Here is a 13,170-nt window from a genome sequence, read left to right as displayed (position 1 = left end):
CCGGACACTCGGGAGGTCCCCCGGATGACTTGCCGGGGGTGCCTTGCCGGTCGGCCGGGTCGGGGCGCGGTGCCGGACGGCGCGAGCCCGGCCCTGATCGGCAGGACACCGTCTACGAGGTCCAGTGCTCCTGCAAGGTCCGTACGGCCTCGGTGATCGCCGGCCGGCGGGCGGCCCCGGTCCGCCACAGCGCGTACAACCGGCGGACGGGGCCGGGCTCCAGCGGCACGGCCACCGCGCCCGGCGGCAGCGCGCCGGTGCCCAGCCGGGGCACCACCGCCACCCCGAGCCCGGCCGCGACCAGGGCGACGATGGTGTGGTTCTCCTCCGCCACGTGCGCGATGTCGGGCTCGAAACCGGCCGTGCGCAGGGTCCGCATGAGCCAGTCGTGGCAGACCCGTCCCGGCGGCTGGCACACCCAGCGCTGGCCGCCGAGGTCGCGGCGGCGGACGACGGAGCGCTCGGTGAACGGATGCCCGCTCGGCACGACCAGGTCGCAGAGGTCGTCCCCGATCACCGCCTGCTCGACCCCCTCGGGGGACGGCAGCGGCGCGATGTCCCAGTCGTGGGCCACCGCCAGGTCGGTGACGCCGCGGGCCACCAGGTCCACCGACAGGTGCGGGTCCACCTCGGTGAGGCGGACGTCGAGCGCCGGATGACGGCGGGCCAGATCGGCCAGCACCCCCGGCAGCAGCCCGCGCGCCGCGGAGGCGAACGCGGCGACCGTCAGCAGCCCGCTCGGCTGCCCGCGCCGCTCCTCCAGGGTGGTCTCGGCGCGCTCCACGATCGCCAGCAACTCCTGGGCCGTGTCGGCCAGATGGCGGGCCTCCTCGGTGAGCGCGACCCCGCGCCCGCGCCGCTCCAGCAGGGTGGTGCGGGTCTCCCGCTCCAGTTTGGCGATCTGCTGCGAGACCGCGGAGGGGGTGTAGCCGAGGGCGGCCGCGGCGCCTGCGACCGAGCCGTGGACGGAGACGGCGTGCAGGGCGCGCAGCCGGGAGAGGTCGAGCATGCGCCCCATCGTAAGCAGTGCCAATCGTAAGCAGTGCTTCATCCATCCCGGAAGAGATCCGAGCTGGTGCTACACGGTCGCGGCGCCGATGCTCGGACCATGCGTCCCGTACACACCGCACTCGCCGTGCTCGTCGCCGCCGTCTGGGGCTTCAACTTCGTCGTCATCGAGATCGGACTCGGCCACTTCCCGCCGCTGCTCCTGTCCGCCCTGCGCTTCCTCGTCGCCGCGCTGCCCGCCGTGTTCTTCGTCGGCCGCCCCAAGGTCGCCTGGAAGTGGATCGCCGGGGTGGGCGTGGCCCTCGGCATCGCCAAGTTCGGCCTGCTCTTCACCGGCATGGCCGCCGGGATGCCGGCCGGGCTGTCCTCCCTCGTCCTGCAGGTCCAGGCCGTCTTCACCGCCGTCCTCGCCGCGGTCGTACTGCGCGAACGGCCCGGCCGGGTACGGGTGACCGGCATGGGCGTGGCGCTCGCCGGGATCGCGGTGGCCGCCGCGGACGGGGGCACCTCCGGGCCGGTGCTCGGCTTCACGCTGGTCGTCGCGGCCGCCGCCTGCTGGGGCGTCTCCAACGTCCTGACCCGCAAGGCCTCCCCGCCCGACGCGCTGAACTTCATGGTGTGGGTGTGCACGGTCCCGGTGCTGCCGCTGTTCGCGCTCTCGCTGCTGCTGGAGGGGCCCGAGCGGGACCTGGCCGCGCTGCGGTCCCTGGACTGGTCCGGGGCGGCCGTCATCGGCTACGTGGCCTGGGTGTCCACCGTCTTCGGCTTCGGCGCCTGGGGCTACCTGCTGCGCCGCTACCCGGCCTCCTCCGTGGCGCCGTTCTCGCTGCTGGTCCCGGTGTTCGGGATGTCCTCGGCTGCCCTGGTGCTGGGGGAATCCGTCTCGGGACTGCGGTGGCTGGCGGCCGTGCTCCTGGTCGGCGGGGTGGCCCTCACCTCGCTGGCCCCGGCACGCGCCTCGAACCGTACGGGGGCCGGTTCGGGGCGGGACGTCAGCGAGGGGAGCCCTCCTGCAGCGGCAGTCGCCAGTCCTGCCCCGTGAGGGTGACGCCGTACGAGCGGTGCGGGCGCTCGGCGACCAGGGTGAAGCCGGCCCGCAGGTAGAGCGCGCGGGCATCGGCCAGCACGTCGTTGGTCCACAGGACCAGCTCGCGGTAGCCGACCGAGCGGGCGAAGCCGACGACCGTGTCGACCAGCAGGGAGCCCACCCCGCGGCCGCGGCCCTCCGGTTCGACCAGGAGCAGTCGCAGCCGGGCGGTGCCGGGCGCGCCGTCCTCGCGGACGCACATCACCGAGCCGACCGGGCGGCCGTCCAGCTCGGCGATCCAGACGCGTTCCAGGTACGGGTCGTGGTCCTCGGCGAAGTCCGCGACGATCCGGGCCACCAGGCCCTCGAAGTCGGTGTTCCAGCCGTACTCGGCGGCGTACAGCGCACCGTGGCGCTGCACGATCCACCCCAGGTCCCCCGGTTCCGGGTCCCGCAGCCGCACGCTCTCAGCCATGCGCCAACTCTAGGGGGCCCGGATGGCCGTGGGCTCCCCTCACCGGCTACTTCTTGCCGCCCGTGATCCGGCCGAGCAGTTCGCCGCGGTCGAAGGCCGCCCAACGGGCGGAGCCGGGGGCCGCGCCGGGAGCCGCGCCGGCGGGTGCGGCTCCCGCCCTCGGGGCACCCGCGCCCTTGCCGGCGGACGCGCGCTCGGCGAGGACGGCCGGCAGCACCGGGATCAGCATCTCGATGAGCGGTCATCGCGCCGACGGTTTCCGCCGCGGTCGCGCGGGCGCCGTCGGTCTCGGTGCCGAGCAGGCCGGCGATCTCGGTCAGCTTGTCGTCGCCGAGCTGGTGATCACATCGTCTTCGAAGGAAGATTCACTCGTGCCGGAAACGCTACTTCTGTGCCGATATACCGGCACCTTGAGTAGGCGTTGGGTAACGGAAAGGCAAAACTGTGGAGCCGGGTGCAACCCCGCGCGGGGATCGCGGGTCGTATGAGGTGCGTCGGTACTTCCGGGAGGGGATCTGGGGGGATCGGGAAGTCCGACACGGGAGGGGTAACCGTGATGGGGGTCCGGCCGTGAGGCTGGACCCCTTTCTGGTTCCCCGGGGTCGTCTTCCGGTTCTCCGGTGTCGTCCACATGCCTGACGCGTTGTCGGCGCCGAACGGTAGCTTCGTGCCATGGCAACCAACGGGGCGGCGGTACAACTGGCTGTGGTCGAGGGCGTGCTCGAACGCATCACCTACGCCAACGAGGAGAGTGGCTACACGGTCGCCCGCGTCGACACCGGCCGGGGCGGCGGCGACCTCCTCACGGTCGTCGGCTCGCTGCTGGGCGCCCAGCCCGGCGAATCGCTGCGCATGGAGGGCCGCTGGGGCTCCCACCCGCAGTACGGCAGGCAGTTCACCGTGGAGAACTACCGGACCGTGCTCCCGGCGACCATCCAGGGCATCCGCCGCTACCTGGGATCCGGCCTGATCAAGGGCATCGGCCCGAAGATCGCCGACCGGATCGTGGAGCACTTCGGCACCGACACCCTCGACATCATCGAGGCCGAGCCGAAGCGGCTGGTCGAGGTGCCCGGCCTCGGTCCCAAGCGGACCAAGCTGATCGGCGCCGCCTGGGAGGAGCAGAAGGCCATCAAGGAGGTCATGGTCTTCCTGCAGGGCGTCGGCGTCTCCACATCCATCGCCGTCCGCATCTACAAGAAGTACGCCGACGCCTCCATCTCGGTGGTGAAGAACCAGCCCTACCGGCTCGCCGCCGACGTGTGGGGCATCGGCTTCCTCACCGCCGACCGCATCGCCCAGGCCGTGGGGATCCCGCACGACAGCCCCGAGCGGGTCAAGGCCGGACTCCAGTACGCCCTGTCCCAGTCCACCGACCAGGGCCACTGCTTCCTGCCCGAGGACCGGCTCATCGCCGACGGGGTCAAGCTGCTCCAGGTCGACACCGGGCTGGTGATCGACTGCCTGGCCGAGCTCGCCGCCGACCCGGAGGGCGTCGTACGGGAGCCCGTACCCGATCCCCAGGGCGGTCCGGACCCGCTGACCGCCGTGTACCTGGTGCCCTTCCACCGGGCCGAGCTCTCCCTGGTCGGGCAGGTGCGCCGGCTCCTGTACGCCGAGGACGACCGGATGCCCGGCTTCCAGGACGTGGACTGGGACAAGGCCCTGGGCTGGCTCGCGGGGCGGACCGGGGCCAAGCTCGCCCCGGAGCAGCGGGACGCGGTCAAGCTGGCGCTGACCCGCCGGGTCGCCGTCCTCACCGGCGGGCCCGGCTGCGGAAAGTCCTTCACCGTGCGCTCCATCGTCGAGCTGGCCCGGGCCAAGAAGGCCAAGGTGGTGCTCGCCGCGCCCACCGGCCGGGCGGCGAAGCGGCTGGCCGAGCTCACCGGGGCCGAGGCCTCCACGGTGCACCGGCTGCTGGAGCTCAAACCGGGCGGGGACGCGGCGTACGACCGGGAGCGGCCGCTCGACGCCGACCTGGTCGTGGTCGACGAGGCCTCGATGCTGGACCTGCTGCTGGCCAACAAGCTGGTCAAGGCCGTGGCACCGGGTGCACACCTGCTGCTGGTGGGGGACGTGGACCAGCTGCCCTCGGTCGGCGCGGGCGAGGTGCTGCGCGACCTGCTGGCCGAGGGCGGCCCGGTGCCCGCGGTCCGGCTGACCAGGATCTTCCGGCAGGCCCAGCAGTCGGGCGTGGTCACCAATGCCCACCGGATCAACACCGGTCTGCCCCCCCTCACCGACGGGCTGCCGGACTTCTTCCTCTTCCCCGAGGAGGACACGGAGGCCGCCGGGGTGCTCGCCGTGGACGTGGCGGCCCGCCGGATCCCGGCCCGGTTCGGCCTCGACCCGCGCCGGGACATCCAGGTGCTCGCGCCCATGCACCGCGGCCCGGCGGGCGCCGGAAACCTCAACGGCCTGCTCCAGCAGGCCATCACCCCGGCCCGGCCGAACCTGCCGGAGAAGCGGTTCGGCGGCCGTGTCTTCCGGGTGGGCGACAAGGTCACCCAGATCCGGAACAACTACGAGAAGGGGGCCAACGGCGTCTTCAACGGCACGGTCGGCGTGGTCACCGCCCTCGACCCGGACGAACAGCGCCTGACGGTGCGGACGGAGGAGGACGAGGAGATCGGCTACGAGTTCACGGAGCTCGACGAGCTGGCGCACGCGTACGCGGTCACCATTCACCGCTCCCAGGGAAGTGAATATCCCGCCGTGGTGATCCCGGTCACCACCGGCGCTTGGATGATGCTCCAGCGAAATCTTCTCTACACGGCGGTGACCAGGGCGAAGAAACTGGTCGTCCTCGTCGGGTCCCGCAAGGCCCTCGGCCAGGCGGTGCGTACCGTTTCCGCAGGCAGGAGGTACACGGCGGTCGCCCCCAGACTGTCCGGCCGGATACCGGTGGGAAACATCACCTAAATGATCGATCATTTGGGGTTCCGGCAAGAGGCACCGAGGGGGCAGGATGAGCAGCTTGAAGGCACTCAGTGCCGTCAAATGGACCAAACGCCGACCCCGAGTGCACTCTCCTGCGCCAAATGGGGGAAGGTAGAGGCAGTCAGGGCACCTCGAAGAAGAGGCACTACGTCGGTGAGGGATGACGTGAGCGACAACTCTGTAGTACTCCGGTACGCGGACGGTGAATACACCTACCCGGTGGTCGAGAGCACCGTCGGTGACCAGGGCTTCGACATCTCGAAGCTGCGGGCCCAGACCGGGCTCGTCACCTTGGACAGTGGCTACGGCAACACCGCGGCCTACAAGTCCGCGATTACCTACCTCGACGGTGAGCAGGGCATCCTGCGCTACCGCGGCTACCCGATCGAGCAGCTGGCGGAGCGTTCGACCTTCATCGAGGTCGCGTACCTGCTGATCAACGGTGAGCTGCCGACCGTCGACCAGCTCGCGTCTTTCCGCAACGAGATCACCCAGCACACGATGCTGCACGAGGACGTGAAGCGCTTCTACGACGGCTTCCCGCGTGACGCGCACCCGATGGCGATGCTGTCCTCCGTGGTCAGCGCGCTGTCGACGTTCTACCAGGACAGCCACAACCCGTTCGACGAGACGCAGCGCAACCTCTCGACGATCCGGCTGCTGGCCAAGCTCCCGACGATCGCGGCCTACGCGTACAAGAAGTCGGTCGGCCACCCGGTGGTCTACCCGCGCAACGACCTCGGCTACGTCGAGAACTTCCTGCGCATGACCTTCTCCGTGCCGGCCCAGGAGTACGACCTGGACCCGGTCGTGGTCTCGGCGCTCGACAAGCTGCTGATCCTGCACGCGGACCACGAGCAGAACTGTTCGACCTCCACCGTGCGTCTGGTCGGCTCCTCGCAGGCGAACATGTTCGCCTCGATCTCCGCCGGCATCTCGGCCCTGTGGGGTCCGCTGCACGGTGGCGCCAACCAGTCGGTTCTGGAGATGCTCGAGGGCATCAAGAACGACGGGGGCGACGTCGACGCCTTCATCCGCAAGGTGAAGAACAAGGAAGACGGCGTCCGCCTGATGGGCTTCGGGCACCGCGTCTACAAGAGCTTCGACCCCCGGGCGAAGATCATCAAGGCGGCGGCGCACGACGTCCTCTCGGCGCTCGGCAAGAGCGACGAGCTGCTGGACATCGCGCTCAAGCTGGAAGAGCACGCGCTGGCCGACGAGTACTTCGTCGAGCGCAACCTCTACCCGAACGTGGACTTCTACACCGGTCTGATCTACCGGGCCATGGGCTTCCCGACCGAGATGTTCACCGTGCTCTTCGCGATCGGCCGGCTCCCCGGCTGGATCGCCCAGTGGCACGAGATGATCAAGGAGCCGGGTTCCCGCATCGGCCGCCCGCGCCAGATCTACACGGGCGAGGTCCTGCGCGACTTCGTGCCGGTCGAGTCCCGCTGACCCGAGGCCTCGCGCACAGACGTACGAAAAGCGCCCCGCCGCCGATCCCCCCACGGGTCGACGGTCGGGGCGCTTTCCTTTCCCCGGAACGGATTCCCCCCACGGGACCCGAGCCGGGGCGTCGGTGTCTGCCGGGACCGTGTTCGGGTCGGGATGGCCGCTCAAAGCTTCCCGCGGGCACGCGTCCCGGCCGGCTGATGCCCCCGGACGTCCCCCAAGACCTCCGCGGAACGTCCCCCAAGACGTTCCTGGCATCGCCCCATTAGACCCGTGACGACCCCCGATGGTTACGTTGCGGTCACTGTGATCTGCGTCTCGTGTGAAGAAGTGGTGCGTGAGATGCGAAGGCGATCCACTATCGGAAAGACCTCAACCGGAGGCTGTTGGTCACCACGAAGACCGATGAGAAGGCCATGGCCGCCCCCGCGATCATCGGGTTGAGCAGGCCGGCCGCCGCCAGCGGCAGGGCCGCCACGTTGTAGCCGAAGGCCCAGAACAGGTTGCCCTTGATGGTGGCCAGGGTCCGGCGGGACAGCCGGATCGCGTCCGCCGCCACCCGCAGGTCTCCCCGTACGAGGGTCAGGTCGCCCGCCTCGATGGCCGCGTCCGTGCCGGTGCCCATGGCCAGGCCCAGGTCGGCCTGGGCGAGTGCGGCCGCGTCGTTGACCCCGTCGCCCACCATGGCGACCGTACGGCCCTGCGCCTGGAGACGGCGTACGACGTCCACCTTGTCCTGCGGGAGCACCTCGGCGATCACCTCGTCGATGCCGACCGCGCGGGCCACCGTCTCGGCTACGGCCTGGTTGTCGCCGGTCAGCAGGACCGGGGTGAGGCCCAGGGCCCGCAGCCGGGCGACGGCTTCGGCGCTGGTCTCCTTGACGGCGTCGGCCACGGTCAGCACCCCGCGTGCCGCGCCGTCCCAGGCCACCAGGACGGCGGTGCTGCCCGCCGCCTCGGCTGCGGCCTTGGCCTCCTTGAGTTCGGCCGGCAGCTCGATCGACCAGTCGGCCAGCAGCTGTTCGCGGCCCACCAGGACCGCGTGCCCGTCGACGACTCCCTGGACGCCGAGCCCGGCGACGTTCTCGAAGCTCTCGGGGACCGGCAGGACGCCGGCCTTCTCGGCCGCCGCGACGGCGACGGCCCGGGCGATCGGGTGCTCCGAGGAGTGTTCCAGGGACCCGGCGAGGTGCAGGAGTTCGCGCTCGTCGGTGCCCTCGGCGGCGACGACGCCGGCGAGGGTCATCCGGCCGGTGGTGACGGTGCCCGTCTTGTCCAGGACGACGGTGTCCACGCGCCGGGTGGACTCCAGCACCTCGGGGCCCTTGATCAGGATGCCGAGCTGCGCGCCCCGGCCGGTGCCGACCATGAGCGCGGTCGGCGTGGCCAGGCCGAGGGCGCACGGGCAGGCGATGATCAGTACCGCCACGGCGGCGGTGAACGCGGCGGTGGGGTTGTCGGTGATCAGCAGCCAGGTGACCCAGGTGGCGAGCGCGAGCAGCAGGACGACGGGCACGAAGACCGCGGAGATCCGGTCGGCGAGGCGCTGCACCTCGGCCTTGCCGTTCTGCGCGTCCTCGACCAGCTTGGCCATCCGGGCGAGCTGGGTGTCGGAGCCGATCCGGGTGGCCTCGACGACCAGGCGCCCGGCGGCGTTGACGGTGGCGCCGGTGACGGAGTCGCCGGTCGTGACCTCGACGGGGACGGACTCGCCGGTCAGCATGGACGCGTCCACGGCGGAGCTGCCGTCGACGACCGTGCCGTCGGTGGCGATCTTCTCGCCGGGGCGGACGACGAAGCGGTCGCCGACCGCGAGCGCGCTCACCGGGATGCGGACCTCCCGGCCGGCGCGCAGCACGGCGACGTCCTTGGCGCCCAGTTCCAGCAGGGCCTTCAATGCCGCGCCCGCCTTCCGCTTGGAGCGGGCCTCCAGGTACCGGCCGAGCAGGATGAAGCTGACGACGCCGGCCGCGACCTCCAGGTAGATGGCGGAGGAACCGTCGGTACGGGAGATCGTGAAGTCGAAGCCGTGCCGCATGCCGGGCATTCCGGCGTGTCCGAAGAACAGGGCCCACAGCGACCAGACGAAGGCGGCGAGGGTGCCGACCGAGACCAGGGTGTCCATGGTGGCGGCGCCGTGCCGGGCGTTGGTCCAGGCGGCCCTGTGGAAGGGGAGGGCGCCCCAGACGACGACGGGCGCGGCGAGGGTCAGCGAGAGCCACTGCCAGTTGTCGAACTGGAGGGACGGGACCATGGAGAGCAGGACGACGGGCAGGGCGAGGGCGGCCGAGACCAGCAGCCGCCCGCGCAGCGCGGCCAGCTCCGGGTCCGGGGCGCCGCTCTCCGGCCCTTCGGCCGCCGCCGCCGGGGGCGCGGGTTCCTCGGCGGTGTATCCGGTCTTGACGACGGTGGCGATCAGGTCGGTGACCTGGACGTCCCCGGTGTAGGAGACGTGGGCCTTCTCGGTGGCGAAGTTCACCGTGGCCTCGACGCCGTCCATCCGGTTGAGCTTCTTCTCGATGCGGGCCGCGCAGGAGGCGCAGGTCATCCCGCCGATGGAGAGTTCGACCGCCGTTATGGGTCCGTCGTGCACTGTGCTGGTCATGTTCCGGCTCCAGGGGGAGGGCCGGGGTGTACGGAACCAGTATGAGCTGGCCGGCACGCCCCGGCGGGGTACTGCCGAAGGGGGAAGCGCGCTCGGATCCGGCGAAGGGCAGGCTCAGATCCGGCCGGCGAACTCGTAGCCCGCCTCGTCGACGGCGGCGCGTACGTCCTCCTCGGCCAGCGGGGCGGCGGAGGCCACGGTGACCTCGCCCGTCGCGGCGACGGCCTTGACCGAGCTGACGCCCGGCAGGGCGGACAGTTCGGTGGTCACCGCGCCCTCGCAGTGCCCGCAGGTCATGCCGGTCACCCGGTAGACGGTGGTGGTCTGGGTGTCCGTCTCGGCGGTCATGTCGTTCTCCTCTTCAAGGGCGTGTGCGGTCGCCGGGGAACGGCGACGACTCCACCCGTCCTCCCGACACTCGAAGACTATACCCCTAGGGGGTATGGATGCGAGTAGGTGAGCCCGCTCTCTTGAGGTGACCGACGGATGAACCGTCAGGGGGAGTGGGGCGCGGTGACCATCGGCTCCACGTAGCGCAGCAGGACGGTCTTCAGCTCCGCGATGTACGCGGCGCGCTCGGCGCCCTCGTGGGCCAGGATCAGGTCCAGGGACGACTTGAAGATGCCCAGGATCATGTTCGCGGTGCGGGTGAGCTCGGCGGGCGCGGCCTCCGGGCAGAAGGTGCGCAGGACCCCCTCGACCCGGGTGAGCAGGCTGGAGTGCAGTTCCTCGTGCTCCTGCGCGATGCCCGGGATGCCGGAGCCGTGCATGAGCGCCCAGAAGGCCGGGTTCTCGCAGTTGAAGGCGATGACCGGGTCCAGGACGGCGTCCAGCAGCTCGGGCAGGGGGCGGGCCAGGTTCTCGGGCAGGAAGGCCTGTCCGTGCATCTCGTGAGCGCGCTGCAGCAGGTGGCCGCCGAGCTCGACCGCGATGGCCTCCTTGTTCGGGAAGAACTGGTAGAGCGTGCCCGGTGACACGCCGGCCTCCCGGGCGATGGCGTTGGTGCTGGCCGCGGCGTACCCGGTACGGCAGAACACCCCGGCGGCGGCTGCCAGCAGCTGGGAGATGCGGCGCTCACCGCGTGCCTGCCGGCGGCGCGGAGCGGTGGCGTTTTCGCCGGTTTCCGCTGCTTTGCCCTTGGAGGTCCCCGGCATGTCCCATCCCTTGCTTCCCGTGGGTGATTGACAAAGGCGAGTGATCGCTCGCATTCTTGGGAAACGCGAGCGACTGCTCGTGTTTGCCAGTCTATTCCGCCTGGCAATCACGGTGAAGGGGACACCGAGTCATGTCCGAAGTCAAGAAACCGCCGTCCTCCGGGCCGTCGTCGTCCGGGGGGAGCGGCCGGTGGACCCGGTTCGTCACGGCCCGGCCGCGGCTCTCGCTGCTGCTCGCCCTGGTGGTCACGGCACTGGCCGTGTTCGCGGGCGGCGGCGTCGCCGACCGGATGGGCAGTGGCGGCTGGGAGGACCCGGGCGCCCAGTCCACCTACGCCGCCGAGGCCCTGGAGCGCGAGTTCCCGGCCTCCCAGCCCAATCTGCTGCTGCTGGTCGATGCGGGCGCGGAAACCACCGGGGTGGACGATCCCGCCGTCGCCGCCGAGGCGGAGCGGCTGACCGCACAGCTCGCCGCCGAGCAGGGGGTCGCCGGCGTCGGCTCGTACTGGCGCACGGGAGTGCCCGCGCTGCGCTCGCAGGACGGCCGACAGGCCCTGATCGCGGCCAGGGTGCTGGGCGACGTGAAGACCGCCACGGGGGTGCTGGAGCGGATCGCCCCGCGCTACCGGGGCGAACACGGGCCGCTGCGGGTCTCCCTCGGAGGGCCCGTCGCCGTCCAGCACGAGGTGACCACCACCATCCAGGAGGATCTGCTGCGCGCCGAGCTGATCGCCCTGCCGGTCACCCTCGTCCTGCTCATCCTCGTCTTCGGCAGCTCCGTCGCGGCCCTGCTGCCGCTCGGCGTCGGCATCGTGGCCATCCTCGGCACCAACGCGGTGCTGCGCGGCCTCACCGAGTTCACCGACGTCTCGGTCTTCGCCCAGAACCTGACCACCGCGCTCGGTCTCGGACTCGCCATCGACTACGCCCTGTTCATCGTCCGCCGGTTCCGCGAGGAACTCGCCGCCGGACGGGACCCGGTGGCCGCCGTCGGAGCCACCCTGCGCACCGCCGGGCGCACCGTGCTGTTCTCGGCGCTGACCGTCGCGGTCTCCCTCTCGGCGATGCTGTTCTTCCCGATGTACTTCCTGCGCTCCTTCGCCTACGCCGGGGTCGCGGTGGTCCTGCTCGCGGCTGGGGCCGCGCTGATCCTGCTGCCGGCGGCCCTGGTGCTGCTCGGCGAGCGGGTCAACTCCCTGGATCTGCGACGGCTGTGGCGGCGGGGTCCTGCCGCTGATGCCGCGGCTGACGCCACGGCGGAACCGGGGCGGGGCTGGGGGCGGGCGGCCGCACTGGTGATGCGCCGGGCCCCGGTGTTCGCGGTGGCCACGACGGCGGGGCTGCTGCTCCTCGGGCTGCCCTTCCTCGGCGTGAAGTTCGGCACCGTGGACGACCGGCAGCTGCCGAAGACCGCGGAGTCGCATGTGGTCCAGCAGCAGATCCGGGACGACTTCCCGGGCAGCCCCGGCGGCGGGCTGACCGTGCTCGCCGAGGGAGCGGCCGGCCCCGCCGAGCTCGCCGCCTACCGTGACCGCCTGGCTCTGCTGCCCGGGGTGGTCCGCGTGGACGGGCCGGTGAGCAGCGGGGCCGGGGCGCGGTACGCGTACTTCTCGGTGACCGCCGAGGGCGAGGCAGTGGGGCCGCAGGCCCAGGACCTGGTCGGCGAGGTGCGGAAAGTCGACGCAGGCTTCCGGACCTCCGTGACCGGACAGGCGGCGAGGCTCGTCGACGCCCAGAAGGCCATAGCGGGTTCTGTGCCCGCCGCGCTGGCCCTGGTGGTGCTCGCGACGCTGCTGCTGGTGTTCCTGCTCACCGGAAGCCTGCTGATACCGGTCCAGGCGGTGCTCCTCAACGCCCTGAGCCTGACCGCGATGTTCGGAGCTGTGGTGTGGGTCTTCCAGGAGGGGCACCTCTCCGGACTGCTCTCCTTCACCTCCACCGGTGACATCGAGACCACCCTGCCGGTGCTGATGTTCTGCATCGCCTTCGGACTCTCCATGGACTACGGGGTGTTCCTCATATCCCGGATCAAGGAGGAGCATGACCGGACCGGGGACCACGAGGGGGCCGTGCGCACCGGACTGGCCCGCACCGGCGGGCTGATCACCGCGGCGGCCGTGATCCTGGCCGTGGTGATGGTGGCCATCGGCACCTCGCGGGTGACCAACACCAAGATGCTGGGGCTCGGGATCGCGCTGGCGGTCCTGATGGACGCCATGGTGGTGCGCAGCCTCCTTGTCCCGGCGGTCATGAAGCTGACCGGGAAGGCCACGTGGTGGGCACCGGGCCCGCTGCGCAGGCTGCACGAGAGATTCGGGCTGAGCGAGGGGGAGTCGCCGGCGCCGGCGCAGTCGCCGACGCCGACGCCGGAGGCAGCGGCAGCGGCGGCCGAGCCGGAGCGGGTGCCCGCCGGGAGCGCCTAGGGGTGTTCCGGGGGACGGGGCTCCGGGTGGGCCCCGTCCACGGGACGCAGGGAGAGTCGTACGGGAAAAGGCGTGCGGCGTACGGG

9 protein-coding genes and 1 pseudogene are annotated in these 13,170 nt (G+C 71.4%); 4 read left to right on the top strand and 6 right to left on the bottom strand.

Going from position 1 to position 13,170, the window contains the following annotated elements; all coding sequences use genetic code 11:
• Positions 1-112 precede the first annotated feature (112 nt).
• A complete protein-coding gene (locus AB0D48_RS07585) occupies positions 113-1,009 on the bottom strand; it encodes a LysR substrate-binding domain-containing protein (protein WP_362391866.1) in 897 nt (298 codons plus the stop codon).
• A 99-nt stretch (positions 1,010-1,108) separates the two neighbouring features.
• Between AB0D48_RS07585 and AB0D48_RS07580 the strand changes: the two genes are divergently transcribed.
• Positions 1,109-2,050 carry an EamA family transporter gene (locus AB0D48_RS07580; protein WP_362391864.1) on the top strand — a complete coding sequence of 314 codons (942 nt, stop codon included), beginning with the start codon at positions 1,109-1,111 and terminating at the stop codon, positions 2,048-2,050.
• Here the strand turns inward: AB0D48_RS07580 and AB0D48_RS07575 are convergent.
• Positions 2,001-2,498 (bottom strand): annotated as a pseudogene (locus AB0D48_RS07575) (GNAT family N-acetyltransferase); the annotation flags it as partial. The gene AB0D48_RS07580 and the pseudogene AB0D48_RS07575 sit on opposite strands and share 50 nt — an antisense overlap.
• Positions 2,499-2,556: 58 nt before the next feature.
• Positions 2,557-2,739, bottom strand: a complete 183-nt coding sequence (locus tag AB0D48_RS07570; protein WP_362391862.1) for a hypothetical protein — start codon at positions 2,737-2,739, stop codon at positions 2,557-2,559.
• 443 nt (positions 2,740-3,182) lie between these two features.
• On the opposite strand from AB0D48_RS07570, the gene AB0D48_RS07565 reads away from it, so the two are divergent.
• Positions 3,183-5,432, top strand: coding sequence for an ATP-dependent RecD-like DNA helicase (locus AB0D48_RS07565; RefSeq protein WP_362391860.1), 2,250 nt, complete (start codon positions 3,183-3,185; stop codon positions 5,430-5,432).
• A 183-nt stretch (positions 5,433-5,615) separates the two neighbouring features.
• Entirely contained in the window at positions 5,616-6,905 is a 1,290-nt protein-coding gene (locus AB0D48_RS07560; RefSeq protein WP_362391858.1) for a citrate synthase, read from the top strand.
• A gap of 355 nt (positions 6,906-7,260) precedes the next feature.
• Here AB0D48_RS07560 and AB0D48_RS07555 read toward each other — a convergent pair whose 3' ends face one another.
• The 3 genes from AB0D48_RS07555 to AB0D48_RS07545 form a co-directional block, all read right to left on the bottom strand.
• A complete protein-coding gene (locus tag AB0D48_RS07555; protein WP_362391856.1) occupies positions 7,261-9,507 on the bottom strand; it encodes a heavy metal translocating P-type ATPase in 2,247 nt (748 codons plus the stop codon).
• Between the two features lie 114 nt (positions 9,508-9,621).
• Positions 9,622-9,855, bottom strand: a complete 234-nt coding sequence (locus tag AB0D48_RS07550) for a cation transporter (RefSeq protein WP_362391854.1) — start codon at positions 9,853-9,855, stop codon at positions 9,622-9,624.
• Between the two features lie 146 nt (positions 9,856-10,001).
• The gene (locus tag AB0D48_RS07545) at positions 10,002-10,661 is read right to left on the bottom strand and encodes a TetR/AcrR family transcriptional regulator (protein WP_362391852.1); all 660 of its coding nucleotides are present in this window, start codon (positions 10,659-10,661) and stop codon (positions 10,002-10,004) included.
• Positions 10,662-10,792: 131 nt separating this feature from the next.
• Here AB0D48_RS07545 and AB0D48_RS07540 point away from each other — a divergent pair, with 131 nt between their 5' ends.
• Positions 10,793-13,084 carry an MMPL family transporter gene (locus AB0D48_RS07540; RefSeq protein ID WP_362391850.1) on the top strand — a complete coding sequence of 764 codons (2,292 nt, stop codon included), beginning with the start codon at positions 10,793-10,795 and terminating at the stop codon, positions 13,082-13,084.
• The last annotated feature ends 86 nt before the right edge of the window (positions 13,085-13,170 follow it).

The organism is Streptomyces sp. NPDC048269 (assembly GCF_040652395.1).
Lineage (GTDB): Bacteria > Actinomycetota > Actinomycetes > Streptomycetales > Streptomycetaceae > Streptomyces.
Note: the sequence above shows the minus strand (reverse complement) of the source record. Positions and strands in the feature narration are given on the sequence as shown.